Below are 26,753 nucleotides of genomic sequence, written 5' to 3'. Positions count from 1 at the left end.
CGGTCGCCGGGTACCTCGAGTTCCCCGGCCGCACGCACTACATCGTCGGCCAGGACGGCTGGGATGAGGTCGCGGACAAGGCGCTGGCATGGGCCGTCGACCACATCCCGGTCACCTCGGACCGATCCCGGCATTCGACAGGTTCTTTCCCGCACGGGAACTTTCTGGCAAGGTTCCGTCGACGCGCGAGTACGGAGGTTGCCGATGGTGGACTCAACGACGGAGCGGCTGGGGCATCGGCTCCCGGTGAAGAAACTGTTCGCCGCCAGTGTGGGGAACGCGCTGGAGTGGTTCGACTGGACCATCTACGCGACCTTCAGCATCTACTTCGCCAGTGAGTTCTTCCCGAAGGGCAACGAAGCCCTGGCGCTGATCAACACTTTCGCCACGTACGCGCTGGCGTTCTTCTTCCGGCCGCTCGGCGGGATGTTGCTCGGCCGTTTCGCCGACGTCAGGGGGCGGAAGCCGGCGATGCTCCTGACCATCGTGCTGATGGCAGGTGGTTCGGTGGCCATCGGTCTCCTGCCGACGTTCGATCAGGTCGGCTGGCTGGCCCCGATCCTGTTGCTGCTGGCAAGGGTGGCACAGGGTCTGTCGCTGGGCGGCGAGATCTCCAACGCCTCGGCGTACTTGGGTGAGATCGCGCCGCCCGCGCGCCGCGGCCGGTACTCCGCGTTCTTCTACATCTCGACCGGTTCCGCCGTCTTGATCGCCTCGATTCTCGGATTCGTGCTCGCGCGGACGATGTCCAAAGCGGATCTGACCGCGTACGGCTGGCGGATTCCGTTCCTGCTCGGCGGTGTCCTCGGCATCATCGGCCTGTGGCTCCGGCGCAGTCTCGCCGAAACCGAAATCTTCGAGGAGAAGAAGTCGACCGCGCGCCGGGTCGAGCGACCGCTGCGCACCACTCTGCGCGAGCACCCGCGCGCCGTCGGGCAGCTCGTGGGCTTCTCGATGCTGTCGACCCTTTGCTACTACACGTTCTTCAGCGCACTGACGTCCTTCGCGGTCAAAACCCGCAAGGCCGACGACGTTGACGTGTTCCTGGCGTTGTCGATCGCGACCGCGTTGTTCATCGCTCTGCAGTACCCGATGGGCGCGCTGTCCGATCGCTTCGGCCGCAAACCGCAGCTGCTCGTCTGGTCGGCGGCGACCGCGATCCTCATCGTCCCGTTGTCCACTTTGGTCCGTCCGGGACTGCCGGGGCTGCTCGTCGTGTTCTGCGTCGGACTCTGTCTGTACACGGCGCTGACGTCGATCGCGCCCGCGATCATGAGCGAACTGTTCCCCACGGAACTGCGCGGCGTGGGCATCGGCGCCTGGTACAACCTGACCGTCGCGCTGTTCGGCGGCACCGCTCCCCTGGTGCTCACCGCGCTGTCCGACGCCGGCTTGTCAACGTTGTTCTTCTGGTACGTGGCCGCCGGCGCGGTGATCGCGTTCTTCGTCATCCGGACCCTGCCGGAGACCAAGGGCAGCGACCTGCGCTGAAAACTCCGTCGCTGACGACGTCCCGAGGTGGCTACCCTCGCGCTCCTACGACGAGTGAGAAGGAGGGACACCGTGTTGTTCGGCGATGTAAGCGAGGAATTGGCGCGACGCGTGATGGCCGCCCTTCGCCACGTCATCGACATCGAGCCGCCGTCCGCCGTGGTGCGGGTCTCGTCGCGGGCCGGTGTTGACTATCAGTGCGACCTCGCGATGAATCTGGGCAAGCAGCTCGGGAGGGCGCCGAGGGAGATCGCCGCCGGCATCGCGGCACGGCTCGACGTCGCCGATCTCGCCGAGCCGCCGGAGGTCGCGGGGCCGGGCTTCCTCAACTTCACGCTGCGTTCGTCCTGGCTGGAAGACCGGGCGACCGCGCTCGACGGTGACCCGCGGCTCGGCGCCGCGGTGACGCCGTGGCCGCGGCGGATCGCCATCGACTACAGCGGCCCGAACGCGGCGAAGGAAATGCATGTCGGGCATCTCCGGCCCACAGTCATCGGTGACGCGATCGCGCGGCTGCTGCGGTTCGCCGGGCACGACGTCATCCCGCACAACCATCTCGGCGACTGGGGTACCCCGTTCGGCATGCTGATCGAGCGTCTGCTCGACGAGCGCCCGTCGGCTCCTCACACGATCAGGGATCTCAACGGCTTCTATCAGGCCGCCCGGTCGAGGTTCGAGAACGACGAGGACTTCGCGACCCGCTCACGCGCGCGTGTGGTGCTCCTTCAAAGTGGCGACCAAGAGACCTTGTCGTTGTGGCGGCAGCTGGTCGACGAGTCGACACGGCACTTCACCCAGGTCTACGAACTCCTCGGGATCGGCCTGTCGAGCGGGGACGTCTACGGCGAGAGTTTCTACAACCCGTTTCTCGCCGCGGTCGTGGACGATCTGACCAACGCCGGACTGACCGCGATCAGCGACGGCGCCGTCTGTGTCTTCCCTGACGGCTTCCTCAACCGGGAAGGCGAGCCGCTGCCGCTCATCGTGCGCAAACGGGACGGCGGCTACGGCTACGCGGCCACCGATCTCGCGACCCTGCGCTACTGGACGGAACAGCGCGAGGTCACCGACCTGCTTTACGTCGTCGGAGCGCCCCAAGCGCAGCATTTCGCGATGGTGTTCGCCGTGTGCCGGGCGGCAGGCTGGCTCCGGGAGGGGCAACGGGCCGAGCACATCGGGTTCGGCTCGGTGCTCGGCGAAGACGGTCACGCCATGAAGACCCGGGCGGGCGAATTGGTCCGCCTTTCCGATCTGCTTGCCGAAGCGGTTTCCCAAGCCGCCGAAGTGATCGACGGCCGGGACGACCTCTCCCCCGAGGTCAGGGAAGAGGTCGCCGAGGCGATCGGGATCGGCGCGCTCAAATACGCCGACCTTTCCGGCGATCGCGGGCGTGATTACGTCTTCTCCTGGGAACGGATGCTCGCCAAGAACGGGAACACGTCGGTCTATCTGCAGTACGCCAACGCGCGGATCCGTTCCGTGCTGGCGAGGGCGGATCAGGATCTCGCCGGTGTGCGGGTTCTGCTCGGCCATCCAGCCGAACGGGCACTGGCGCTCGCGCTGATCCGCTTCCCCGAGGCGGTCGGCGCGGCGACCGCCGGGTATCTCCCTCACAAGCTGTGCACGTACCTCTACGAAACGGCGGTCGTGTTCTCGCGGTTCTACGAACAGTGCCCGGTGCTGGACGCGGAGAGTCCCGGCGTCCGCGACTCACGGCTGCTGCTGGCCGAACTCACGTCGAAGACGCTGACGCTGGGCTTGTCCCTGCTCGGCATCTCGACCCCTGACAGGCTATGAGTCGCCGAGGTCGCTGAAGACCTTGCGCTTCAACGGAGGGACGGCCTGGAAGAAGCGGAACATTCCCCGTGCCATCGTGCGGGCCGCCCGGTTTCGCGACACGAACCGGCGTGCACTGCGCTCCGAGTCGCGGACCGCCGCGAAGCCGTAGTCCCGCATTCGCTGCTCGTAGTCGGCGATCGCCGGGCGCACCGCGCCGGTCTCCCGGGCGGCGACGAGGTTGCGGCACAACAGTTGCGCGTCCCGGAGCGCGGTGTTCGCGCCGATGCCGCGGAAGGGCGTCATGCTGTGGATCGCGTCGCCGAGCAGGGTGATGTTGCCCGTCGGCCACGGCTCGACGGGCTTCGACGTGAAGATCGGCAGCCGGGACACCGAACCGGCGGGCGAGCCGGCGACCAGTTCCTTGAACGCGGGATCCCAGCCGTCGATCAGGTCCAGCACAAGAGTGCGGAGAGCTTCACCGTCCAATGAGGACAAATGATCGGGATAGCGCCGGTTGTCCGCCGCGAACGCCCACATGAGGTAGCTCGCGGTGTTGTCGAACAGGACGGGGTCGTAGTCGGCGGTCTCGTCGTTGACCGACAAGGCGCCGTTCAGCTCGTGCGGTGCGCTGAACAATCCGGCGCCGGTACGCGGGATCACCATGCTCGGGCCGTCGGTAAGCCGGGCGGGCAAGCGTTTGCGCGCCTCTTCGGTCAGCGGATGCTTGCCCGCGATCGCGACGATTTCGGTGTCCACCCGGACGGCGCCGGGCAGAAACTGTTCACGTACCCGGGAATTGGCCCCGTCGGCGCCGATGACCAGGTCGGCCTCGACGGTGCTCCCGTCGGCGAACTCGCAGACGACCACTTCCCCCTCGCGGCGATAGCCGGCGAATTCCTTGCCATGGTGGAGAACTCCGTCGAGACCGGCGGACAGCACCTGATGCAGGCTGATCCGGCTGACCGAATGATGGTTCGACGCGGGATCCGGGCTCCACGTCAATTCACTGTCGATCACCATCAGCTCCTTCAACCGCTCCGTCACGAAGGTGAAGGCCCCGCTCGTCGTACCGGTCGTGGCCAAAAACCGTTCCCACAACTCGGGCGGCAGACATTCGTGCAGCGCAGCCGAGCCGTGCGGGTTGATGTGCACGCGATAGCCCTGCAGCCGCTCGGTCCGGGTACGGCTGCGCTCGTGGACGGACACGTCGACGCCCGCCTTGCGCAGCCCTTGCGCCAGGCAGAGCCCGCCCGTGCCGCCGCCGATGATCGCGATTCTCGTGGTCATGGGACCTCCTTCTTCTGACGCCCACTATCAACCGAACGGGTAATAAAGTCAACCGTACGTTTGATAGAGTCAGTGGTTAAGGTGAACCCATGTCCGAAGCCACCCCGCGCAGCCCTCGCCGCGCCCCCGCCGAACGCCAGCGCGATCCCGAGCGCACCAAGGCGCAACTTCTGGAGGCGGCGAAGGTCGAATTCGGCGCGAAGGGCTACGCCGCGGCACGCGTCAGCGAGATCGCCGCGAAAGCTGGTGTGAACAAGCAGTTGATCTCGTACTACTTCGGAGGCAAGGAAGGGCTGTACAACGCGCTGACCGCGACGATGTACGACGACTACGTCGCGGCCTCCGAGCACGACATGCCCTTCGCCGACGTCGTGCGCTTCTTCGCCCAGTCCGGGGTGCGGGACCACGATCTCGCCAAACTGTTCCTCTGGGAGAACCTGACCGACGGCGCGCCCGACGCGATCGGTGTCGAAGGCCAGCGCGGATTCCTTCAGCGCCAGGTGGAGTACGTCCAGGCACGGCAGGCGGCGGGCGACTTCCCCGCCGATCTCGATCCCGCGTTCCTGCTGGTGATTTTCATGGCCGCGTCGAGTGCCGCGCTGGCACTCCCTCGCGTCGTGCGGGCGGTCACGGGCCAGGACCCGAACTCGGCCGAATTCGCCGACGCCTACGGCGAACAGCTGGCGCGGCTCGTCGGGCACCTCACCGAACCGGGGAAGCGATAGCAAAGGTCCCCTGCTGTCGCTTGAACCTTCCGAGCACCTTCCTGCCTAGAGAGGACAGGACGTAGAGGGGGAGGCGGCCGATGGGACAGGCGAGAGACAACGACTTCAGCGAGTACTTCGAGGCCCGCGTACAGCGGTTCCGGCGACTCGCGTTCGGTATGTGCGGCGACTGGCACGGCGCCGAAGACCTGGTGCAGGCCATGTTCATCCAGTTGTACCGGCGCTGGCGGCGCGTCCGGCCGGACACCGTCGACGCCTACGCGCGCCGGATCCTGCTGAACGCCTTCCTCACCGGACGGCGCAAACGCGGCAAGGAGCTGGTGACCTCGTCGCCGCCCGAGCGGGCAGCGCCACCGGGTCACGACAGTCATGAGCGGATCGACCTCGAGCGGGTACTGAGCGGCCTGACACCGCGCCAACGCGCGATGGTCGTTCTTCGTTTCCTTGAGGACCTTTCGGTCGCTGAAGTGGCTTCGCTGCTCGGTGTCGCCGAAGGCACCGTCAAAAGCCAGACCGCCCGCGGGGTCGAGGCTCTGCGCGCCGTCCTGCCCTCCCCGACGAGCAAGGAGTAGCCATGGAAGACCAGGATGTCCGCTCCGCGCTGCAGGAGCATGTGTCCGAAGCCGAGCCGCCGATCGGGCTCACCGGGAAAGGTGTGCTCGCCGCGGGCCGACGCTCACGGCGGCGCCGCCTGACGACGGCAGTCGCGGTGGCCGCGGTGGCCGCGGCGGGGATTCCGATGGGGATCGTTTCCGTCGCGTATCCCGACCGGAGCGAGCCTGCGGCGACTTCGCCCTGCGGCGAAAAGTCACCCGAGGAAAGCCCCGAGGCGGCCAAGGTGCGCTTGTCCTGCCTGCTCGAACGAGCGATCCGCGCCTATGTCACTCCGGCCGACCCCCTCAGGCTGGAGGCCTACCCGACGCCCGGAAAAATGCTCTACCTGTTGTCGTCCGACGTGGGCGATCGGACGGGTTCGGTCTTCGTCGAACTGGTGACCAACGACGGCACACTGCTTTCGGCAGGAACCGCCTGCGAAGTCCAGGTCCCGGCTCCGACCACCTGCTCGGCGAGCCTGATCCGCGGCGGGACCCTGGTGGAGTCGACGACCAAGAAGCCCGGCAGCCCGGGTTTCGTCTTCTACCAGGCCGCCTACCGGACCGAGCAGGCCATCGTCAGCATCACCTCATCCAACAGCACCGAAGCGAGCACAGACGAACGGCCGGACCCACCGGCGCAGCGGGAACTTCCCCCGCTGAGCGAAGCCCAGCTTCGTGAAATCGCCCTGACCCCGGGGCTGGTGCCCTAACGGCGGAGGGGGACGAGGTCGTCGGCGTGGACGACCTCGCGCCGCTGATCGGCGGGCAGGTCGTGGCTGGAACGGCCGATGAGGTCGGGCAGTTCCCCAGCATCGAAGGCGACGACGCCCCGAGCCACGGTGCGCTGCCGGAGATCCACCAGGTCGACGACGTCGCCCGCATGGAAGTCACCGTCGACGCCGGTGATCCCGGCGGCGAGCAGGGAACGGCGGCGGCGGACGACGGCCGTGACGGCACCGTCGTCGAGATGCAGCTTCCCGGACGCGCCCGCGGCGTAACCCAGCCAGAACCGGCGGGCCGACAGGCGGGAGTCCGCGGCGACGAAAGCCGTGCCGACCTCGGCCGTGGTCAGGGCGCGGGCGGCCTCGGAAGCGGCGGCGAGGAGGACCGGAATACCGGCGCTGGCGGCGGTACGGGCCGCGGCGAGCTTCGAGACCATGCCGCCGGTACCGAGCCCGGAGCTCGACATGCCAACGGTGATCCCGTCCACATCGGACTCATCGGCGACCTCGGCGATCTTGTGAGTCGCGCCGTCACGGGGATCCCCGTCGTACAGACCGTCCACATCGGACAGAAGGACGAGCGCGTCGGCGCCGATCAGATGGGCGACCAATGCGGCGAGCCGGTCGTTGTCGCCGAAGCGGATCTCTTCGGTGGCCACGGTGTCGTTCTCGTTGACCACGGGAACCGCGCCGAGGGCCAGCAGACGGGTGAACGTGTTCTGCGCGTTGCGGTAGTGCGCGCGGCGCACGACGTCGTCCGACGTCAGCAGCACCTGGCCGACGGTCAGGGAAAACCGGCCGAACGACTCGGCGTAGGCGTGGGCGAGCGCGAGCTGCCCGACGCTGGCCGCGGCCTGCTGGGTGGCGAGGTCACGCGGTCGCTTGCCGAGGGCGAGCGGCGCCAGACCCGCGCCGATCGCCCCCGAGGACACCAGCACGATCTGCGTGCCGCGGGCGACCCGGTCGGCGATCGCGTCGACCAGCGCGTCCAGCCTGGTCACGTCGAGACCGTCGCCGGCGGTGGTCAGCGCGGAGGAACCGACCTTGACGACCACCCGCTTCGCGTCGGCGATCGCCGTCCGAGTCGAGCTCACTCGTCGTCCGTTCCGTCTTCGACACCGTCCGGGCCGTCGCGGCGGATCCGGCGGGCTTCCTTGCGCTCGGAAGCACCGATCCGGCTGTTGTTCTCCAGCCGGACGTCGGTGCCCCGGCCCGACATGTGCACCGCGACCCCGGCCGGGGTCGACGGCTCCCATTCGAACTGGACGTCGCCGATGGTGACCGGGCTCCCCGGCACGGCGCCCTTGCGGGCCAGTGCCTCTTCGACGCCGAGACGCTGCAACCGGTCCGCTAGGTAGCCGACGGCCTCGTCGTTGCCGAAGGTCGTCTGGCGGATCCACCGCTCCGGGCGGACACCGCGCACGATGAAAGCGCCCTCCTCCTCGGGATCGACCTCGACGGTGAAGCCCGCGTCGTTGACGGCCATCGGCCGCAGCACGACCTTCTCCGGCTCCGGTTCCGGCTGCTCGGCACGGTACTTCTCGACCACGGCGGCGAGCGCGTAGGTCAATTCCTTCAGCCCCTGGCGGGAAGCCGTGGAGATCTCGAACACACTGAGCCCGCGGGCCTCCAGTTCCGGGCGCACGAACTCGGCGAGTTCGGCGGCGTCCGGGACGTCGATCTTGTTGAGCACCACCACCCGCGGCCGGTCGGCGAGGTCGCCGCCGAGGCTCGGGGTGTAGCGGGCGAGTTCCGCTTCGAGAGCGTCCATATCGGACAGTGGATCGCGCCCGGGTTCGAAGGTGGCGCAGTCGATGACGTGCACCAGCACCGCGCACCGCTCGATATGCCGCAGGAAGTCGAGGCCGAGGCCCTTGCCCTCGCTCGCGCCGGGGATCAGGCCCGGGACGTCGGCCATGGTGAACACGGTCGAGCCAGCGGTGATCACGCCCAGGTTCGGCACCAGGGTGGTGAACGGGTAGTCGGCGATCTTCGGCTTGGCCGCGGACAGCACCGAGATCAGCGAAGACTTGCCCGCGGACGGGAAGCCGAGCAGGCCGACGTCGGCGACCGAACGCAGCTCCAGGACGAGGTTCCGGCTCTCCCCCGGCTCGCCCAGCAGCGCGAATCCGGGCGCCTTGCGCGTGCTGGAGGCCAGCGACGCGTTGCCGAGGCCGCCACGACCGCCCTGAGCGGCGACGAAGGTGGCTCCGGAGCCGACCAGGTCGGCCAGGATCTCGCCGTCCTCGGTCATCACGACGGTGCCCGACGGGACGCGCATCTCCAGCGTGTCGCCCGCCGCTCCGGAGCGGTTGCCGCCCTGGCCCATCTTGCCGTTGCCGGCGCGGGCGTGCGGGCGGAAGTGGAAGTCGAGCAGGGTGTGCACGCCTCCGTCGACGATCAGCAGGACGTCGCCGCCGTTGCCGCCGTTGCCGCCGTCCGGGCCACCGAGGGGCTTGAACTTCTCGCGGTGCACCGAGGCGCAGCCGTTCCCACCGTCACCGGCGGTCAGGTGGATCACCGCACGGTCCACGAAACGGGACGCCATGACTTGCCTCTATTCACTCGCGAAAAGGGATACATAAAACAAACGAGGGGTGGGCCCGGATATTCCGGCCCCACCCCTCGTCAGAGGTTCTAACTCGAAGCCGAAATTCAGGCTTCGGACGGCACGATGTTGACCGTCTTGCGGCCACGCTTCTCGCCGAACTGGACCGCACCGGCGGCCAGCGCGAACAGCGTGTCGTCGCCGCCACGGCCGACGTTGACGCCGGGGTGGAACTTGGTGCCACGCTGGCGGATCAAGATCTCGCCCGCGTTGACTTCCTGGCCGCCGTAGCGCTTGACGCCCAGTCGCTGCGCGTTCGAATCGCGACCGTTGCGGGAGCTGGACGCACCCTTCTTGTGAGCCATGGCTCAATCCTCTTTCTGACGAAGATCCGGAGAAAGTCCTACTTGGAGATGCCGGTGACCTCGACGCGGGTCAGCTTCTGCCGGTGACCCTGGCGCTTGTGGTAGCCGGTCTTGTTCTTGAACTTGTGGATCCGGATCTTCGGACCCTTGGTCTGCTCGACGACCTTGCCGGTGACCGAGACCTTCGCCAGCGCGTCGGCGTCCGTGGTGACGTCGCCACCGTCCACAAAAAGGACCGCGGGGAAGGTGTGCTCGGTGCCCGGCTCGCCTTCGAGCTTCTCGACCTCGACGACGTCGCCGACGGCCACCTTGTACTGCTTGCCGCCAGTCTTGACGATCGCGTACGCCGACACGGAAGCTCCTGCTTACTCGACAACGGGTGGGGCTTGCGTGACCGGCCCACCGGATCTCTCTCGGCGGTCCAGGGTCTGCGCAAGGTGCCCGCCTTAGGTGGCGGGCCGTTCTACAGGTTACGTGGGGCTCCCCGGTGCGATCACACCGGGGTGCCTCACGGTGTTCACTAGCTCTTTTCCGACGCCTCGACCGGCGGACCCGCCGGGCGCGAAGCCGCCCGTCGCGGACGGCGGCGGGTGGTGGAGCGCACGGCCGGGGCCGGAACGTCCACCTCGGGCTCGGAAACCTCTTCTGCCGCAACAACCTCAGGCGTCACCGGCACCTCGGGAGCTTCGGGCTTCGGGCCCGATTCCCCGACGACCGAGATCTCTTCTTCGCGCACGGCCGGGGCCTCGTCGTCCGAAGTCGTCACCGGTTCACCGGCGAGTTCGGTCGCGGGCGCCGAGGCGACCGGCTCGGAAACCGGCTCAGCCGCCGCCTCGGCCGCCTGCTCGACGGTCGCCTCGGAAATGGGCTCCGAAATTTCCTTCGCCGGCTCTGCGGGCTGTTCAGCCGCCTGTGGCGCGTGGCCGTTGAGCGCGGCGCTCTCGACGTTCTCCGTGACCTCGTGCGGGTGCTCACCCTTGGCCGCCTTGGCGGCGGCGTTGGCCACGGCGTGGACCGCCGAAACCACCGACTCACGCTGACCGGAAGCCGGCGGGGCCTCGGTCTTCGCCGCCGCGGGCTCGTTCTGGCCCTGGTCTTCGCTCTTGCCGCGGCCACGGGACCGGCGGGAGCCGCCCTGCTGCTCCTTACCGCCGCCACTGCCACTGCCACTGCCACTGCCACTGCCACTGCCACCACCGTGGCTGTGGCCGTTGCCGCCGCCGGCGGTGCGCTGCGGCTCGGTCGAGACGACCACACCGCGGCCCTTGCAGTGCTCACACGGCGTCGAGAACGCCTCGAGCAGCCCGGTGCCGATCTTCTTGCGGGTCATCTGGACCAGGCCCAGCGAGGTGACCTCGGCCACCTGGTGCCGGGTGCGGTCCCGGCCGAGGCATTCGGTCAGGCGGCGCAGCACCAGCTCGCGGTTGGATTCGAGCACCATGTCGATGAAGTCGATGACGATGATGCCGCCGATGTCCCGGAGCCGGAGCTGGCGGACGATCTCCTCCGCCGACTCCAGGTTGTTCCTGGTCACCGTCTCCTCGAGGTTGCCACCCGATCCGGTGAACTTGCCGGTGTTGACGTCGATGACCGTCATCGCTTCGGTGCGGTCGATGACCAGGTACCCACCCGAGGGCAGCCAGACCTTGCGGTCCAGTGCCTTGGTGATCTGCTCGTCGATCCGGTGGTCGGCGAAGGCCGAACCGGTACCCGTGTACCGCTTGACCCGGTCGGCCAGGTCCGGCGCCACGTGCTGCACATAGTTGTAGATGGTGTCCCAGGCCTTGTCGCCCTGGATCTCCAACTTGGCGAAGTCCTCGGTGAACAGGTCGCGCACGACCTTGACCAGCAGGTCCGGCTCTTCGTAGAGCATGACGGGGGCGCTGTTCTTCTTGCCGCCGTTGCCCGTTCCGGCCTTCTCCTTGATGACGTCCCACTGCGCCTTGAGGCGGCGGACGTCACGGTCCAGCTCTTCCTCGCTGATGCCCTCGGAGGCGGTGCGGATGATCACACCGGCGTCCTCGGGGACGATGCGCTTGAGGATGTCCTTCAGGCGACGGCGCTCGTTCTCCGGGAGCTTCCGGGAGATGCCGGTGGCGCCGCCCGCGGGCACGTAGACCAGGAAGCGGCCCGGCAGCGAGATCTGCGTGGTCAGCCGGGCGCCCTTGTGCCCGACCGGGTCCTTGGTGACCTGGACCAGCACGGAGTCGCCGGTGGAGAGCGCCTGCTCGATCTTGCGGGCCTTGCCCTCGAGACCGGCGGCGTCCCAGTCGACCTCACCGGCGTAGAGCACGGCGTTGCGGCCGCGGCCGATGTCGATGAAGGCGGCCTCCATCGACGGCAGCACGTTCTGCACGCGGCCGAGGTAGACGTTGCCGACGATCGAGCCGGTGCCCGACGAGGTCACGAAGTGCTCGCACAGGACACCGTCCTCGAGCACGCCGATCTGGGTGGACTCACCCTTCTCGGCGACGACCATGGTGCGCTCGACCGACTCGCGGCGGGCGAGGAACTCGGCCTCGGACAGGATCGGCGCGCGGCGGCGGCCCGCCTCACGACCGTCCCGGCGGCGCTGGCGCTTGGCCTCGAGCCGGGTCGAGCCGCGCACGCTGCGGACCTCGTCCCTGGCGGGACGCTCGGCCTCGGCGGCCTTGGCCTGGCGCACGTGGACGACCGTGTTGGGTGGGTCGTCGGTGGTGGCCTCGGCGTTGTCGTCGTCCCCGCCCTTGCGACGGCGGCGGCGACGGCGGCGCTTGCTGCCGTTGTCGGAATCGCCGTCGTTGTCCGAATCGGCCTCGGCTGAATCAGCCGCGGCTGACGCCTCTTCGGCGGTCTCGGACTCGGCCTCTTCGGCGTCGGTGTCCTTTTCGTTCTTGTCGTTCCGGTCCTTGCCGCGCGGCTGACGGCCGCGCGGGGGCTCGGGCTGCTCGTCGTCGTTCTCGGACTCGGCCGAGTTCTCGTCGCCACCCTTGCCCCGGCCACGGCCGCGACGGCCGCGGCGGCGACGGCGACGGCCGTTGGCGTCGTCACCGTCGTCGTCACCGTCCTGGCGATCGGACTGGTCGGTCTGCGTCTCGTCCTCGTCGGAGGCGGGCTCTTCGGTCTGCGTGAAGGCAGGCTCCGACTTGCGCGCGGGCCTCGCCGCGACCGGCTCCGGCGGCAGGAACACCGGCGACGGCGCCGCGAACACCGGGACGTGCACGGCCGCCCTCGACGGGCGGGTCGTCCGCTGCGGCGGCTCCGGGGTCACCGGGGCGGCCAGCGCGGGCGGAACACGCCGCGAAGGCGCCTCCACCTGCGGAGCGGGCTCCGGCTCGGCCTCGGACTTGACCTCGGGCTCAGGAGCCTTCGGAGTCTCTTCGACAGGCGCCTCAGCGGCGGGAGCCGCTTCGGTGGTCTCGGGCTCGTCTCCGCCGGAGAGGGCTTCGGCGAGCTTGACGGCCACATCGCGGGTGACGCTGGACTGCGCGCTGCGGACGGTCTCGCCGAGCTCACCGAGCTTGGTCATCAGTTCACGGCTGTTGGAACCCAGGAGCTTCGCCAGTGCGTGCACCCGGATCCGGGGCGGCAGCTCGGCCAGCTGACCTGCGATGGGTGTGGCGGTATTCCCGCCGGTGACGGCGGGTGTGTCCGCGTTCGACATATATCTCCTCCGCCCCCGGGCGCGTCGGCTGGCTCACACCGGCTCGACGCGGCCGCGCAGGGGCCCCTTTCTGTTCGTTCCGCCGTGGTGGTCACCAGCAGCGGGAATCCTTGCCCGGCACCGCGACGGCGCCGGGGTTGCCCGGGCGCCGCATACGGCTGAAGGTCTGCTCGGCGGAGCGCTGGCCACGTTCGCGACATCGGGCCGCCCGCCACGTCGTCGAGCCGCGTGAAGCAGCGACGCGTGTGGAGGATGTGCAGCACACCACCGGGCCACGAGACCGCGAGCGCCACCTCTCACGTGTGCCCGTCGGCCAGCGGCCAACGCGAGTATCCCACACCCCGGCCCCACTCCGGTGTACTCGGTGCCACAGGCCTGACTCCCGGGCGCGCCGCGACCACCGGCCGAGCGAACTTCGCGCGAGAGCTTGTCGACCCGGCCGAGGGTGGCTAGCGTGCCGCTCGGGGGGTGCCGATGCCCAGGCCGCGGCGCCCCTCGTGGTCCCTCTGTTCTCCGGTGGGAGGTCCGGTGTCCCTGCTGGGGCGGTCCCTGCGAGCGGCCGTGTGCGCCTTCACGGTGCTCTGCGGTTCGGTCGCCGCTGTCGCGACGGCCGAGGCGGTGCCATCGTGCCATCCCGAGAGCCGGGCGCTGCGGTACGTCGTCGCCTTCGACCGGGGCACCTCCGAAGCCGAGGCCAGGGCGGCCATCACCGGCGGCTGCGGGAGCACCACGATCTACTATCCGCAGATCGCGGTGGCCGTGGCGACCTCGGCGGACCGCGACTTCGCCGACCTGGTCCGGCCCGCCGTCGCCTTCAGCGCGCAGGCGGAGCGGCTGGCGGTGCACCGGGCCAACGGCACCCCGTCGGCCAGATCCGCCCCCTCCCGCGCCGAACTCGAACCGACGGATCCGGCGAAGGTGCCCTCCGCCGACCGCACCGGCGAGCAGTGGGACATGCGCGCGATCGGCGCCGACAAGGCCCACCCGATCGAACGGGGCAGCCGGGACGTCGTCGTCGGCGTCCTCGACTCCGGCGTCGACGAGGCCCATCCCGACCTGACGACCGCGCTCGACCCCGACAAGTCCGCGGGCTGCCTGACCGGCGCACCCGACCGGAACTGGGCCGCGACGACGTCGGCGCACGGCACCCATGTCGCCGGGATCATCGCCGCGGCCGACGACGGCAAGGGCGTCACCGGGGTGGCGCCCGGCGTGCGGATCGCCTCGGTGAAGGTGATCGACGACCGCGGGTACGCCGACCCCGAGGCCGCCGTCTGCGGGTTGATGTGGGCAGCCTCACAGGGTATGGCCGTGACGAACAGCAGCTACTTCGTCGACCCGTCGTCGCTCTCGTGCGCCCACGCCGACGAACGGGGTGTGGTGAACGAGGTGATGGCGCGTGCCGTCGAGTACGCGACCTCGGCGGGCACGCTCAACGTCGCGGCGGCGACCAACGAAGCCGTCGGGCTGGTGCCGTCGCCACGCTCGGGGGTCAGGGTCCGAGCCGACGGCTGCCAAGCGCTGCCCGCCGGCCTGCGTGACGTCGTCGCGGTGTCGTCTGTGAGCGCGGAGCGGGTCAAGGCCGGTTACAGCTCGTACGGGCTGAGCGTGATCGACGTGACCGCACCCGGCGGCGAGGCCGGGCGGTGTGTGCTTTCGACCGTTCCCGGCGGGTACGCGCCGCTGTGCGGGACGTCGATGGCCGCGCCCCACGTCGCCGGTGTCGCGGCGCTGCTCGCTTCGGCGCATCCCGGCTACGGCGCCCGCCAGCTGAAGCGGACGCTGGACGCGCAGGCGACGCCGATCGCGTGTCCCGCCGACTACGACCTGACCGGCGACGGCTCGCAGGACGCGTACTGCACCGGGTACGCGGGGTTCAACGGCTTCTACGGGCACGGGATGGTCGACGCGCTGGCCGCGGTGGCGCCGAGGGTGACGGGGCCGAACCCGGCCCGGTGAGTGCGCCGTCGCGAGTAGTCCTCTACTTGCGGCCGCTTTGGACCTTCGCGACGCCGCAAGGGCCGAGCGGGGGACTTCGGCGGCAAGCGAAGTGTCGTGTCCGGGCGGGGTGCCGGACCGTGTCCTTCACTGTGTGGGTTTCGGGGCGTTGGATGACCCGAAATCCACACACCCCTCACCGACGCCACCTCTGCCCTGCGCGACGGATCAGCGCAGGAGGAGCTTGCCGAATCGCTTCGACGACGCGTAGATCCCGACGGCCGCCAGTGCCAGCAGGTACGCCACGTGCCCGAGCATCCCCCACGACAGCACGCCGACCGAGAGCCCGCGCATCAGCTCGATCCCGTGGTAGAGCGGGAAGATCTTCACGATCCACTGGACAGCCTCGGGGTAGACCGAAAGCGGGTAGAACGTCGTGGAGAACAGGAACAGCGGCATCAGCACGAGGTTGATGTAGTCGAATTGCGACACCGACCGCAGGAAGGTCACCAGCACGATCCCGATGGCCGAGAACGCCATCGCGATCAGCAGTGCCGCCGGGATCATCAGCACGGCCCACCAGGATCCGCTGAGCCCCATCGCGGTCATCACGCCGAGGAAGGTGACCGAGTAGATCCCGCCGCGCAACACCGACCAGCCGACCTCGCCGAGCGCGATGTCCAGCGGCCCGATCGGGGTGGCGAGCATGGCGTCGTACAGCTTCGCGTACTTCAGTTTGAAGAACAGGTTGTACGTGGAGTCGAGGATCGCGCCGTTCATCGCCGACGCCGCGAGCAGCCCGGGCGCGACGAAGGCGACGTAGCTCATGACCTGGCCGCCGGGGCCGACGACCTCGCCGACGAGTTTGCCGAAGCCGAGCTGGAAGGCCATCAGGTAGAACAGCGGCTCGAAGACGCCGGACACGAACAGCATCCAGGCGTGCGAATAGGTCAGGAAAGTCCGCTCCAGCACCGCCGTGGACCGGCCGCTGTACAGCGCCGACGGCAGGATGCGCAGCAGCACCCCGCGCCTCGGCGGCTCGGTGAGAACAGCCACTTCAGACCACCAGCCGTCGGTAGAAGTACTTGTGCGCCAGCGCCCAGCCGACTCCGGCCAGCACGACCAGGAAGGCGAGGTGCCCCAGGGTGGCGAGTGGGCCGACGGTGCCGAGGCTGATCGCCCTCGCGGCCTCGTTCCCATGCCACAGCGGGGAGATCCAGGCGATCCACATCAGCGGGTCCGGCAGCTGCGAGATCGGGAAGAAGGTACCGGAGAACAACGTCATCGGGATCAGGACGAACCGGAACACCAGGCCGAACCGGGTGCCCTCGTCGTAGGTGGTGGCGGCCAGCGCCATCACCGGGGTGCCGCAGGCGATGCCGGTGAGCACGCCGATCAGGATGACCACGAGCACGCCGAAACTCGTCCAGGAGCCGAAAAGCGCCGCTATGACGGCGTAGATCGACCCGGCGAGGGTCAGCCGGAGACTCACCCACATGATCTGGCTGCCGAGCACCTGCCCCGGGGTGATCGGGGTGGCGGTGACGGCCACGTAGTCCTGCTGCCACTTGAACCCCGACAGCACCGGATAGCTGGACTCCCCCACCGCCAGCTGCGCCGCGCCGGCGACGAGCAGCGCGGGGGCGACGTATTCCAGGTACGAGAACCCGCCTGTCGCGGCACCCGCCTGGACCTGCGAGCCGAATCCGAGGCCCATCGCGGCCAGGAACAGCACCGGTTGCAGGCCTGTCGAATACAACGTGGACAGCCAATACCGGCGGTACCACATCCAGTGGCCCTCGACCCGCAGCCACGCGCCCGCCCAGGACGAGACCACGCGGCCCGTGGACGCCTTCGTCTTCGTCGTGGTCATCAGTCCACCAGCGTCCGGCCGGTGAGGCGGAGGAAGACGTCCTCCAGCGAGCTGCGGCGGACCAGGCTCGACAGCGGACGCAGCCCGCGCGTGTGCGCCTGTTCGAGGGTGGCTTCGCCGGTCATCGTGTAGAGCAGGACGCGATCCGGCAGGACCTCGACGCGTTCGGCGAGGCCCTCGATCTGCTTCGCCGCCGCCTCCTGCTCGCCGTTCGGGAAGCGCAGTTCGACGACCTCGCGAGTGGAGTACCGGCTGATCAGGTCGGCGGGCGAGCCTTCGGCGGCGATGCGGCCGTTGTCCATCACGACCAGCCTGTCGCACAGCTGCTCTGCTTCGTCCATGTAGTGCGTGGTGATGATCAGGGTGGTCCCGCCTGCCTTGAGCCGGAACAGCCTGTCCCACAACAGGTGCCGGGCCTGGGGGTCCAGCCCCGTCGTCGGCTCGTCGAGCAGGAGCAGTTCCGGGTCGTTGACCAGGGAGCGGGCGATGGTCAGCCGCCGCTTCATCCCGCCGGAGAGCGAATCGACCTCCGCCTCCGCCCGGTCGGTGAGCTGGGCGAACTCCATCAGCTCCTCGGCCTTGCTCCGCACGTGCGAGCGGGACAGCCCGAAGTAGCGGCCGTAGATCTGCAGGTTCTGGCGGACGGTGAGTTCGGTGTCCAGGTTGTCCTGCTGTGGCACGACCCCGAGCCGGGCCCGGATCTTCGGCCCCTCGACGTCCGGATCCATGCCGAGGACCCGCAGGTCACCGTCGCTGCGAGGGGACACGCTCGCGATCATCCGCATGGTGGAGGACTTGCCCGCGCCGTTCGGCCCGAGGAAGCCGAACGCCTCCCCCGGGCGGACCTCGACGTCGATCCCGCGTACGGCCTCGAAGTCGCCGAAACGCTTGACCAACGCCTTCGCCTGCACCATCGCCGGTTCGTGCTCTGAGTCACCCACGGTAGGCACCCTAGGACCTGCCACCGACAAAATTCGACCGGTTTAACCGACCCTTGTTGGACGGTCGCGGCTGGTCGATACTCACCGACCATGAGTCTCAAGTCCCGAATCGCCTTGTTGTCCGTTTTTGTCAGTGCCGGGCTGCTGGTGGCTCCCGCTTCCCAGGCGGCCGAGACCACTGTGGACGGCCGGACCGTCGACCCGCGTCCGTCCACCGGCAAGCTCGCCTTCGAACTGCACAAGCTGGCGTTGCTCAGCCACGGCAAGATCCGGGTGAGCGGCATCGGCCGCAGCAACGAGGGCCGTCCGGTGTGGGCGGCCAGGGTCGGCCACGGCAAGACGCGTATCCAGTACGTCACCCAGCAGCATGGCGACGAGCCGCTCGGCACGCCCGCCGCGCTGGAGTTCCTGCGCAAGGTCGGCGTCGAACACGGCGCATGGCAGCGGGATCTGCTCTCGAAGGTGACCGTCGACATCGTCGTGCGCGCCAATCCGGACGGACACGAGCGCGACTGGCGCTACAACCACGACCCCGACGCCACTCCCGAGTACGGCGAGAAGGGCAAGGGTTACGACATCAACCGGTACCACGACCCGGCCGTCGCGCCCAAGGACAACCCGGCCACCGAGGCGGGCCTGATCCAGCGGCGGAACGCGTCGTTCAACCCGGACATCATGGTCGACTACCACATGCAGGGCCGGTACCGGGACGCTGACGGCAAGGAGATCACCGCTTCGACGCTGTGGCCGACGCATCCGGGCGTGAAACCGTCCGATGTGGACTTCGCGAAGCAGATCGCGGTCGTGGTGCAGCGGTCGATCGACGGTAACGGCGGCTACGTCTCGCAATACCCCGGTGGTGACTACCAGGGCATCGCGCGCAACGGGTACGGGCTGCTCGGCAACGGCAGTGTGCTGATCGAACTGAGCCTCATCCCGGAGCGGGAGCAGCAGCAGATCCAGGACGCGCTGGCCTCGATGCTCGCGATCGCGAAGACCGCGGCCGACGGTTCGGTGCGGAAGGTGGACCCGGCGAAGGCCGACGCGATCCCGCCGCGTGGTCCGGCGCTGCCGGGTACGGTGGAAGAGGCGTACGAAGCCGCCTGACGGTTGTTATGAACGGACCTTTCATAACAAATTTTGTTATGAAAGGTCCGTTCATAACATCAGCGGACGGTGACCGAGAGGGCCCGCGTCACCCCGTTGACGGTGACCGAGAGGCTCGCCACTCCCGGCCGCAGCGCGGTCAGCACTCCGGTCCCCGGGTCGAAGGACGCGACGTCCCACGGCATCGCGGGCAGGAAACCGTCGGCGACGTGCGTGCCCCGGCCGCCCTTCCAGTCCGCGCTGACCGGGTACGACACCGGAACCTGACGCGCTCCCTGCGCGACCACGGCCCGGATGTCCGCCTTCTCCCCGCGCGCCAGCGACGAGGGCCCGGACAGCGTCAGCGCGTCGACGTTCGGCCGTGTCTCGAACCGCACCGGCTGCGCCTTGTCGCCCGGCTCGAACCGGACCATCGTCCAGCCGACGAAACCGCCGTCACCGGGGGCCGCCGCGGGCGACTTCCCCGAGTTGCCGTTCACCAGATACGGCACACCGTCCACACGCGACAGATTGAAGACGCCCGCGTGCGAAGCGATCGCGGCCGCCTGCTTCCCCGATTCGCGTTCGAAGGCGGTCAGCCAGCCGGTCAGCATCGCGGCTTCCTTGCGGTCGGCCAGTTGCGAGTTCCCGGTGGGGCTGGGGTCCTTGACCGGGTGGTGCATCGCGACGACCACGCCGCGGACACGCCTGTCGGTCTTCGCGCCGTCGAGCGCCTCGCGCAGCATCCGGATCTGGTCGAACCCGCCCGCGCGCAGTGATCCGCGCGAGGAGTCCATCAGTACCAGGCGGATCCCGGCGACGTCGACGACGCGGTGGGTCTCCCCGAACGCCGCCTTGAACTCGGTGATCCCGTGCCCGCCATCGGCTTCGTGGTTGCCCGGCACGTAGTACCAGGGTGCCTTGCCGACGAGTTCCTGATCGATGATCGACCGGGCCAGTACGAAATCGGCGGTCGTGCCGCGGTCGACGAAGTCACCGTTGATCAGCACGAGATCCGGTTTCGCCGCCACCGCCTCGCGCAGCGCCCGCCGTGCCTGGGCGACCAGCGGGCCGTTCGGGTCGTCGGCGGTGAACTGCGCGTCGCTGACCACGGCGATCCGCGGTCCGCCGGTCGCCGTGCCGTCGGTGATCAGGGCCGGGTCGCGCGGCGCCGGATCGGCCGGGACAGCGGCCGCGGGCGCGACCTCGAAGGTGAGGTCGTCGAAGACCAGCCGCCCCTCGTACTGCTGATCCGGGACGTTCTCGACGGCGTAGAACTTCGTGAGCCGCTGCCCGTCGGGGAGTCCGGCCGGGATCGCCGCGCGGACGTGACGCCAGCCCGTCCAGTCGACACTCAGCGCCAAGTCCACAATGGACGGAACGTTGGCGGCGTCGCGGAGTTCCGCCCGCAGCCAAGCACCCTTCGCGTCACCGTTGACCCACAGGCCGACCCGCTGGGTGCCGGGCGGCACCGCGATCGGCGCCGCCGAGTTGAGGTAGGCCGCGCGCGTGGCGTTGGTCCCGTTCAGCCGGTAGTCCAGCGCCAGCCCACGTCCGCCTTCACGGCCGGGGGCCTCGGAAAGCGCGGCTCCGACGACGGCGGGGAAGACACTGGCGGACCAGCCCGCCGGGCCGTCCAAAGACGCCGCCACCCGGGATTCCGTGCCGACGGACGCCGCGAGGTGTGTCGCCTTCCCGCCGGCGGTCGCGGTGATCGCCGAGGCACCCGACGCCTTCAGCGCGGTGACCGCGAACCCGTCGCCGGTCGGCTCGATCCGCACCACCGCGGGGTCGTAGTCGAGTTTGACGTCGTCGGGCTCGATCCACGTGCCGTAGCCGTCGGCGTCGTAACCGAACACCTTGAACGTGCTCTTCGCGCCTTCGCCGGACAGCGCGACCTGTTCGGTGCTGGTACCCAGCCGGACCGGCGAGCCGAGTACGTTCAGCGTCGTCTTGCCCAGGACACCGCCACGCTTCGCGAGAACGTCGACGTTCGCGGGCGCGTCCGGCCGGAACCGGTCGGCGTGCGCGGTGAAGACGCCGTCGGTCACGGTGCCGCGGAAGGGATTCGTGCTGATCCATCGCGCTGAAGCCTCGACGGCGGCACCGGTTTCGTCGTGCGCGCCGGCGGTGAGTTTCCGTGTCAGCCCGGAAAGCACCCGCGTCGCGTCGGCGGTGTCCTGTGCGGGACGCGGCGAGAACCCGGTGAGGCGTCCGCTGCCTGGCACGGTGGTGACACCGATCCCGTTGGGTACCAGGCGTTCCCCGCCGTCCGACGGCGAGTTGCGCACCAGCGGCGCCCTCTCGCCTTCCTCGCGGGCGAGCATGGTCGAGGAGCCGCCGCCGTCGAGGTTGATGGCGTCGTCCGCGCCGAGCGACTTCAGGTGCCGGGCGAGTTCCAGTTCCGTCATGCCGCGGCTGTCGGCCTGGCGGCCGTCGACCGTGGCCAGCCACATCTTCGTGCCGTCGGCGGAGAACCCGACCGCGGTCCGGGGGTGCATGGCGACGTTGTCGACCGGCTGGACAGCGCCGTCGCGCAGCAGGATCTTGTTCCCGCCGATCGAGACCGACAGCTTGCCCGCGTCGCTCTTCGGCGCGTACGCGACGCCCACCCGGTCGCCGGACTTCAAGCCGGACAAAGAATCCACACCGCCGTCACGGGCGAGCAGGACCGTCGCACCGGCGGCGATCGGGCCGTCCGCGGGCCGCGGCCGCACCTGCGTGACGACACCGTCCCGGAGCTCGATCTCGACGACGTGCTGGGCGCCCGCCACCGAAGTCCGCCGCGACGCCGCCCCCCACAGCGGCGTGTAGACGCCGATCGCGTTCCCGCTCAGGACCGGGCTGTTGAAGTTCGACGCGGGCACGATCTTGCCGTCGGGCAAGGTGACCGACGCTTCGAGGAACACCTCCGCGAGCCGCGCCTTGCCCTCCTCGGTGATCGAGGCGGTCAGGTTGTGGCCGCGGGCGGGCGCCGTCTGGAGTTTCCCGGCGTCGACGCCGACCCCGATCGGCGCTCCGGTCGCGTTGATGTCGAAGAAGTCGCCATTGACCCCGGCGACCGCCCCGGTCTCGGCGACCTGCTGCGAGAGCGGCGTCCGCGCGGAAACCGTGCCGGGGCTGAGATACGTCGGCTTGAGCGTCTTGCTGGTGAGATCGACGGCGAGGGTGTCGCCGCGGATCCAGCCCGCCGGGTCGTAGCGGTCGAACTCGGTGAGGCTCAGGCCTGGCGCCACGCGCGAAGTCGCGCTGGTGGTGACGAGACCGTCGTCGGGTGCGGCCACGGCGTACGCGGAGGGGCCCTCCTTCGCCGAGGATGCCGCAGGGGCGGCTTCGACGGGCGCGGGACCGAGCGGGGCGGCCAGCGGATCGGCGGCCGCCGGTGCGGCGACGACCAATCCGGGCAGCAGGGCAGCGAGCAATACCAGGCGTGATCTTCTCACGAAATACCCCACGATCGAGTGACAGGCGGCTCAGGTCAGCACAGCGGACGCGAGCCGCCAGGAGAAGACCCCGAGGTGAACGTGAACCGAACGGCGTAGGGCGCCGAAGATCAGGGGGTCAAAGGCCCGGCGAGGAAGGTCTCGGCCGCCGCGAGGTCACCGGTGATCCCGAGACCCGATCCGGCGAGCCCGACCCGTTGCCACAGCAGCAGATCCAGGCCTTCCGCGGGCCCTTCGACGACGGCTTCCGCGGTTTCGGCGGGCTCGGCCCGCCGCGAACCGGGGATCCCGTCTTCGCCCGGTGGTGTGATCAACCAGGCGTGTCCGGTGTCGGATGTCTTCAGCAGCAGCGGAACGGTGACCACCGGCGGGGTGTGCCAGCGCCTCACCTTCGGCAGCATGCCGATGAGGACCTCGTCCACGCCGTCGGCGGCGATGGACGGGTCGAGGATGTACTCGGTCCCGGCCGCGCGGTGCGCGTCGAGCAGGTGCACCGCGGTCTCGTGGACCTGGCGGCGGAACCAGAAGGCCTTGGTCTTGGCGATGGCGGTGAAGTTCCAGGCGCCGTCGTCCGGCGAGGCCTCGCGCAACGCCCCGATGAGGCCGTCCGCGCGATCGCCGTACCAGGCGGCGAGATCCGCGTCCGGTTCGACTTCGGAAAGCTGCGGACCGGGGTCGCCGGTGCGCACGATCCCGGCCGCCCAGCGATGCACGTTCCCGAGGTGGACGACCAGATCACGCAGGAGCCAAGCGCCGCAGCACGGCACCGGCGCGGTGTGGTCCCCGGTGCGCGCCACCTGCGCGAAACCGGCCGTCAGCTCCCGCAGCCGTGCCAGGTACTCGTCCGGTGTCATCGACAAACCCCCAGGTTCGTGGACGGCGCGGAGATCGCGCGCCGTCCACGAGTGTGTCAGACCTCGGGGAACCAGAGCTTGAGCTCGCGCTCGGCCGACTCCGGGGAGTCCGAACCGTGCACCAGGTTGTACTGGGTCTCCAGGGCGAAGTCGCCGCGCAGGGTGCCAGGGGTGGCCTTCTCGACCGGGTCGGTGCCGCCGGCGAGCTGGCGGAAGGCGGCGATGGCGCGGGGGCCCTCGACGGCGAGCGCGACCAGCGGGCCCGAGGTGATGAACTCGAGGAGGTCACCGAAGAACGGGCGCTCCTTGTGCTCGGCGTAGTGCTCCTCGGCGACCGAGCGCTCGACGGTGCGCAGTTCGAGGGCGACGAGCTTCAGGCCCTTGCGCTCGATGCGCGAGATGACCTCGCCGACGAGGCCGCGCGCGACGCCATCGGGCTTGACGAGGACCAGCGTGCGTTCAGTCACGACGGTGTTTCTCCTTGGGTGGGTTTCGTGCTATTCGCCCGGAGCCTACTGGGTGCATCGCCGGTCACTTCACGTCGGACCAGGGAATGGCTTCGATACGCTCGATGTGTTCCTCGCCCCACTCCCCGAGTGCGGCCATCGCGGTGTTGAGCGAATCCCCGAACGCGGTCAGCGAATACTCCACCTTCGGCGGAACCTGGTGGTACACCTCGCGACGCAGCAGTCCGGTGGCCTCCATCCCACGCAGTTGCAGGATCAGGACCCGTTCGCTGATACCGGGCACCGCGCGCCGCAGCTCCCCGAAGCGCAGCGCCCCGTCCTGGAGCGCGAACAGGATGAGCCCTTTCCATTTTCCGCCCATGACGGCGATCGCGGCGTCGAGCCCGCAGGTGAACGTGCGGTTCCTGGTCATCGTCACACTTACCTCTTTGTCGGTACCCGGCAAAATAGTAGGTACTTGAGCAAATGTACGTGACGCCCCAGCATGGAGTCATCCCCCGGATTCCTTTGACTGGAGCGAAAATGACGAAACCGCCGGTGACCGTCGTCGGACTCGGCTCGATGGGCTCGGCCCTGGCGAGCGCGTTCCTCACCGCCGGGCATCCGACGACGGTGTGGAACAGGACGGCCTCGAAGGCCGATCCCCTTGTCGCACAGGGAGCCCGCCGAGCCGGAACGGTCGAAGACGCTGTGCGGGCGAGCCCGCTGATCATCGCCTGCCTGACGACTTATGAGGACACGGTCGCGGCCTTGGCACCGGCCGCGCTGACCGGACGCGCCTTGGTCACCTTGAACAGCGGCTCACCGGCGGGAGCGCGCCGGATGGCCGCCTGGGCGGATGAGCGCGGCGCGAGGTTCCTCGACGGCGCGATCAAGAACGTGCCGTCGGCCGTCGGCGCACCGGACACGTTGCTGTACTACGGCGGCGACAAGACCGTCTTCGACGAGCACCTGGACACGTTGCGGGTCTTGGGCGGCGACACCGTCCACCTCGGCGAGGACACCGATTTGGCGGCGCTGTACGAAACGGCCGTCGGCGGCACCCTGCTGCCCGCGCTGATCGGGTTCTTCCAGGGTGCCGCCCTGCTCCGGTCACGCGGGCTCGAAGCGGAAACGCTGCTGCCCTACGCCACCAAGTGGTTCGAGATGATCATCTCGGTGCTTCCGATGTACACCAAGGAAATCGACAGCGGCGACTACTCCGGTCCCGCCGCCTCGGTGGACATCTTCCACGCCGGCGCCGCCGCCGACCTCGAACTGGCCGGGGAAGGCGTCGACGTCGGGTGGCAGCTGCCGATGCACGACCTCGTGCGGCGGGCCGCCGAGGCCGGGCACGGCGACCGCAGCATCGCGGTCCTGACCGAACTGCTCAGCGTTGGGGCCACAGGGTCTTCGACCACAGCGAAGCACCCGTCGCGTCGCGCAGATCGACCGTGAGCGCACCGCTCCGTCCGTCGATGTTCACCTCTCCGAAGTGCTGGAACCCGTCCGCGGGCGAGGTGTTCGCGGCGGGCGGGGCGTGCACGAACACCGCTTCCGGCCCGAAGGTCGGGTCGAGCGTGTTCGGCCCGAACGCGCCGGCGTTGAGCGGGCCGGAGACGAACTCCCAGAACGGGTCGAAGTCGGTGAACGACGCGCGATCCGGCGAGTAGTGGTGTGCCGCGGTGTAGTGCACGTCCGCGGTCAGCCAGACGACGTTGCGCACGCGGCGCCGCGAGATCTCCCGCAGCACCCAGGCGAGTTCGGTCTCACGGCCGCCGGGCGCGCCGGGCAGGCCGTTCGCGACGCCCTCGATGTTCTTGCCGTCCGGGACAGTGAGCCCGATCGGGAGGTCGGCCTGGACGATCTTCCAGGTGGCGGTGCTGCGGTCGAGCGCGTCGACGAGCCAGCGCGCCTGGCGGTCGCCGAGGATCCGGCCCGGTTTGCTCTGGTCCGCGGTGTTGGCGTCCTTGTAGGTCCGCATGTCCAGCACGAAGACCTCGGCGCGCGAGCCGTGCCGGAAGTTGCGGTACACGCGGCCGTCGACGGCCTGGCGACGGTCGATCGGGTGCCATTCGTGGAACGCCTGGAACGCGCGGGCGGCGAGCACGTCGACGCGCTTTTCGGTGTATTCGGGGCGATCGTCGAGGATCTCGCCCGGGTACCAGTTGTTCACGACTTCGTGGTCGTCCCACTGCACGTAGGACGGCACGTTCGCGGTGAAGCGCTTGAGGTTGTCGTCGAGGAGGTTGTACGCGAACTGGCCGCGGTACTCGTCGAGCGTCTCGGCGACCTTCGACTTCTCCGGGGTGACGATGTTGCGCCACACCCGCCCGCCGGGCAGCGCGACGGTCTCGGTGAGCGGCGCGTCGGCGTAGACCGTGTCTCCACAGTGGAGGAACAGATCCGGGCGGCGGTCGGCCATCGCGCGGTAGATCGTCATCCCGCCGCGTTCGGGGTTGATGCCCCAGTTCTGCCCGGCGACGTCACCGGACCACACCAGGCGGACGTCCGAGCGGCCGAACGGGGCGGTGGCGAACCGGCCGGTGACGGGCTCGCCGCGGACACGGCCGTCGAGGGATTCGGCGGTCACGCGGTAGTGGATCTCGGTCCCCGGCAGGAGACCCGCGACGCGGACCTTGCCGGTGCCGCCGGTCTCCGGGCTCATCACCGGTCCGCGCACGCGGCGCGCGTGGCGGAACGAAGGGTCCCTGGAGACCTCCACGATCAGCCGCGAAGGCCGGTCGGCGCGCGACCAGACGATGCCGGAGCCGGTGGTGACGTCGCCGGACTGGACACCGTGGGTGAGCACCGGGCGGTCGCCGCGGAGCAGCGGGACAGCGCCCGGCGCCGCGGTCGCGGTTCCGGGGAGGAGCAGTCCGCCCGCGACGGCCCCGGCACCGGTGAGACCGGCTTTGAGCAGCGTGCGGCGGTTGTGGTGGGTTGCGGTCATGGCGTGGTTCTATCCCGCGGCCACGGCCGGTGGGCCAACTGCGGCTTGCGCGGTGGTGAACGA

The 26,753-nt window shown here is 69.3% G+C and carries 22 protein-coding genes; 8 read left to right on the top strand and 14 right to left on the bottom strand.

Annotation, left to right across the window (positions count from 1 at the left end; all coding sequences use genetic code 11):
- Positions 1–204 precede the first annotated feature (204 nt).
- Together BS329_RS33485 and argS are read left to right on the top strand one after the other, a co-directional pair.
- A complete protein-coding gene (locus BS329_RS33485; RefSeq protein ID WP_076166203.1) occupies positions 205–1,491 on the top strand; it encodes an MFS transporter in 1,287 nt (428 codons plus the stop codon).
- Between the two features lie 72 nt (positions 1,492–1,563).
- The gene (gene argS, locus BS329_RS33480) at positions 1,564–3,288 is read left to right on the top strand and encodes an arginine--tRNA ligase (protein WP_076166201.1); all 1,725 of its coding nucleotides are present in this window, start codon (positions 1,564–1,566) and stop codon (positions 3,286–3,288) included.
- On the opposite strand, the gene BS329_RS33475 is transcribed toward argS, so the two are convergent.
- Positions 3,283–4,557: an FAD-dependent oxidoreductase gene (locus tag BS329_RS33475; RefSeq protein WP_076166200.1), complete on the bottom strand. Its 1,275-nt coding sequence runs from the start codon at positions 4,555–4,557 to the stop codon at positions 3,283–3,285. The genes argS and BS329_RS33475 overlap by 6 nt on opposite strands.
- A gap of 89 nt (positions 4,558–4,646) precedes the next feature.
- On the opposite strand from BS329_RS33475, the gene BS329_RS33470 reads away from it, so the two are divergent.
- The 3 genes from BS329_RS33470 (at position 4,647) to BS329_RS33460 (ending at position 6,588) form a co-directional block, all read left to right on the top strand.
- Positions 4,647–5,282: a TetR/AcrR family transcriptional regulator gene (locus BS329_RS33470; protein ID WP_076166198.1), complete on the top strand. Its 636-nt coding sequence runs from the start codon at positions 4,647–4,649 to the stop codon at positions 5,280–5,282.
- Between the two features lie 80 nt (positions 5,283–5,362).
- Entirely contained in the window at positions 5,363–5,854 is a 492-nt protein-coding gene (locus tag BS329_RS33465) for a SigE family RNA polymerase sigma factor (protein ID WP_076166197.1), read from the top strand.
- Positions 5,855–5,856: 2 nt separating this feature from the next.
- Positions 5,857–6,588, top strand: a complete 732-nt coding sequence (locus BS329_RS33460) for a hypothetical protein (protein ID WP_076166195.1) — start codon at positions 5,857–5,859, stop codon at positions 6,586–6,588.
- On the opposite strand, the gene proB is transcribed toward BS329_RS33460, so the two are convergent.
- The 5 genes from proB to BS329_RS33435 form a co-directional block, all read right to left on the bottom strand.
- On the bottom strand, positions 6,585–7,694 hold the full coding sequence (proB, locus tag BS329_RS33455; RefSeq protein WP_076166194.1) for a glutamate 5-kinase: 1,110 nt from the start codon (positions 7,692–7,694) through the stop codon (positions 6,585–6,587). The two genes, BS329_RS33460 and proB, sit on opposite strands and share 4 nt — an antisense overlap.
- Complete coding sequence (obgE, locus tag BS329_RS33450) at positions 7,691–9,148, bottom strand: GTPase ObgE (RefSeq protein ID WP_076166192.1); 1,458 nt, start codon at positions 9,146–9,148, stop codon at positions 7,691–7,693. Before obgE ends, proB begins: the two co-directional genes overlap by 4 nt.
- Before the next feature lie 107 nt (positions 9,149–9,255).
- Positions 9,256–9,513, bottom strand: coding sequence for a 50S ribosomal protein L27 (gene rpmA, locus BS329_RS33445; protein WP_003067129.1), 258 nt, complete (start codon positions 9,511–9,513; stop codon positions 9,256–9,258).
- Positions 9,514–9,551: 38 nt separating this feature from the next.
- The gene (rplU, locus tag BS329_RS33440; protein ID WP_005158538.1) at positions 9,552–9,866 is read right to left on the bottom strand and encodes a 50S ribosomal protein L21; all 315 of its coding nucleotides are present in this window, start codon (positions 9,864–9,866) and stop codon (positions 9,552–9,554) included.
- Between the two features lie 167 nt (positions 9,867–10,033).
- Positions 10,034–13,156 (bottom strand): translation initiation factor IF-2 N-terminal domain-containing protein, encoded by a 3,123-nt coding sequence (locus BS329_RS33435; protein WP_076166191.1) that lies wholly within the window; start codon positions 13,154–13,156, stop codon positions 10,034–10,036.
- A gap of 528 nt (positions 13,157–13,684) precedes the next feature.
- On the opposite strand from BS329_RS33435, the gene BS329_RS33430 reads away from it, so the two are divergent.
- A complete protein-coding gene (locus tag BS329_RS33430; protein ID WP_076166188.1) occupies positions 13,685–15,115 on the top strand; it encodes a S8 family peptidase in 1,431 nt (476 codons plus the stop codon).
- Between the two features lie 207 nt (positions 15,116–15,322).
- On the opposite strand, the gene BS329_RS33425 is transcribed toward BS329_RS33430, so the two are convergent.
- From BS329_RS33425 to BS329_RS33415, 3 genes are read right to left on the bottom strand one after another with little or no spacing between them, the layout of a single operon-like run.
- Positions 15,323–16,150 (bottom strand): ABC transporter permease, encoded by an 828-nt coding sequence (locus BS329_RS33425; protein ID WP_076166184.1) that lies wholly within the window; start codon positions 16,148–16,150, stop codon positions 15,323–15,325.
- Between the two features lies 1 nt (position 16,151).
- Positions 16,152–16,967 carry an ABC transporter permease gene (locus BS329_RS33420; RefSeq protein ID WP_076166181.1) on the bottom strand — a complete coding sequence of 272 codons (816 nt, stop codon included), beginning with the start codon at positions 16,965–16,967 and terminating at the stop codon, positions 16,152–16,154.
- On the bottom strand, positions 16,967–17,881 hold the full coding sequence (locus BS329_RS33415; RefSeq protein WP_076166178.1) for an ABC transporter ATP-binding protein: 915 nt from the start codon (positions 17,879–17,881) through the stop codon (positions 16,967–16,969). Before BS329_RS33415 ends, BS329_RS33420 begins: the two co-directional genes overlap by 1 nt.
- A gap of 117 nt (positions 17,882–17,998) precedes the next feature.
- Between BS329_RS33415 and BS329_RS33410 the strand changes: the two genes are divergently transcribed.
- Complete coding sequence (locus tag BS329_RS33410; RefSeq protein ID WP_076166175.1) at positions 17,999–19,015, top strand: M14 family zinc carboxypeptidase; 1,017 nt, start codon at positions 17,999–18,001, stop codon at positions 19,013–19,015.
- Positions 19,016–19,074: 59 nt separating this feature from the next.
- On the opposite strand, the gene BS329_RS33405 is transcribed toward BS329_RS33410, so the two are convergent.
- From BS329_RS33405 to BS329_RS33390, 4 genes are all read right to left on the bottom strand, one after another.
- Positions 19,075–22,437 carry a phosphodiester glycosidase family protein gene (locus BS329_RS33405; RefSeq protein ID WP_076166173.1) on the bottom strand — a complete coding sequence of 1,121 codons (3,363 nt, stop codon included), beginning with the start codon at positions 22,435–22,437 and terminating at the stop codon, positions 19,075–19,077.
- A 110-nt stretch (positions 22,438–22,547) separates the two neighbouring features.
- On the bottom strand, positions 22,548–23,291 hold the full coding sequence (locus BS329_RS33400) for a maleylpyruvate isomerase family mycothiol-dependent enzyme (RefSeq protein ID WP_076166170.1): 744 nt from the start codon (positions 23,289–23,291) through the stop codon (positions 22,548–22,550).
- Between the two features lie 56 nt (positions 23,292–23,347).
- Positions 23,348–23,758 carry a nucleoside-diphosphate kinase gene (gene ndk / locus BS329_RS33395; protein ID WP_020629465.1) on the bottom strand — a complete coding sequence of 137 codons (411 nt, stop codon included), beginning with the start codon at positions 23,756–23,758 and terminating at the stop codon, positions 23,348–23,350.
- A 64-nt stretch (positions 23,759–23,822) separates the two neighbouring features.
- Positions 23,823–24,170, bottom strand: a complete 348-nt coding sequence (locus BS329_RS33390; RefSeq protein ID WP_076166628.1) for a winged helix-turn-helix transcriptional regulator — start codon at positions 24,168–24,170, stop codon at positions 23,823–23,825.
- Between the two features lie 110 nt (positions 24,171–24,280).
- Here BS329_RS33390 and BS329_RS33385 point away from each other — a divergent pair, with 110 nt between their 5' ends.
- The gene (locus BS329_RS33385; protein WP_076166167.1) at positions 24,281–25,195 is read left to right on the top strand and encodes an NAD(P)-dependent oxidoreductase; all 915 of its coding nucleotides are present in this window, start codon (positions 24,281–24,283) and stop codon (positions 25,193–25,195) included.
- Here the strand turns inward: BS329_RS33385 and BS329_RS33380 are convergent.
- Positions 25,128–26,690: an alkaline phosphatase D family protein gene (locus BS329_RS33380; RefSeq protein ID WP_076166164.1), complete on the bottom strand. Its 1,563-nt coding sequence runs from the start codon at positions 26,688–26,690 to the stop codon at positions 25,128–25,130. The two genes, BS329_RS33385 and BS329_RS33380, sit on opposite strands and share 68 nt — an antisense overlap.
- Positions 26,691–26,753 lie beyond the last annotated feature (63 nt).

Source organism: Amycolatopsis coloradensis, assembly GCF_001953865.1.
In the GTDB taxonomy this organism is placed as follows: Bacteria; Actinomycetota; Actinomycetes; order Mycobacteriales; family Pseudonocardiaceae; genus Amycolatopsis; species Amycolatopsis coloradensis.
This window is presented reverse-complemented; position numbering and strand designations above follow the sequence as displayed.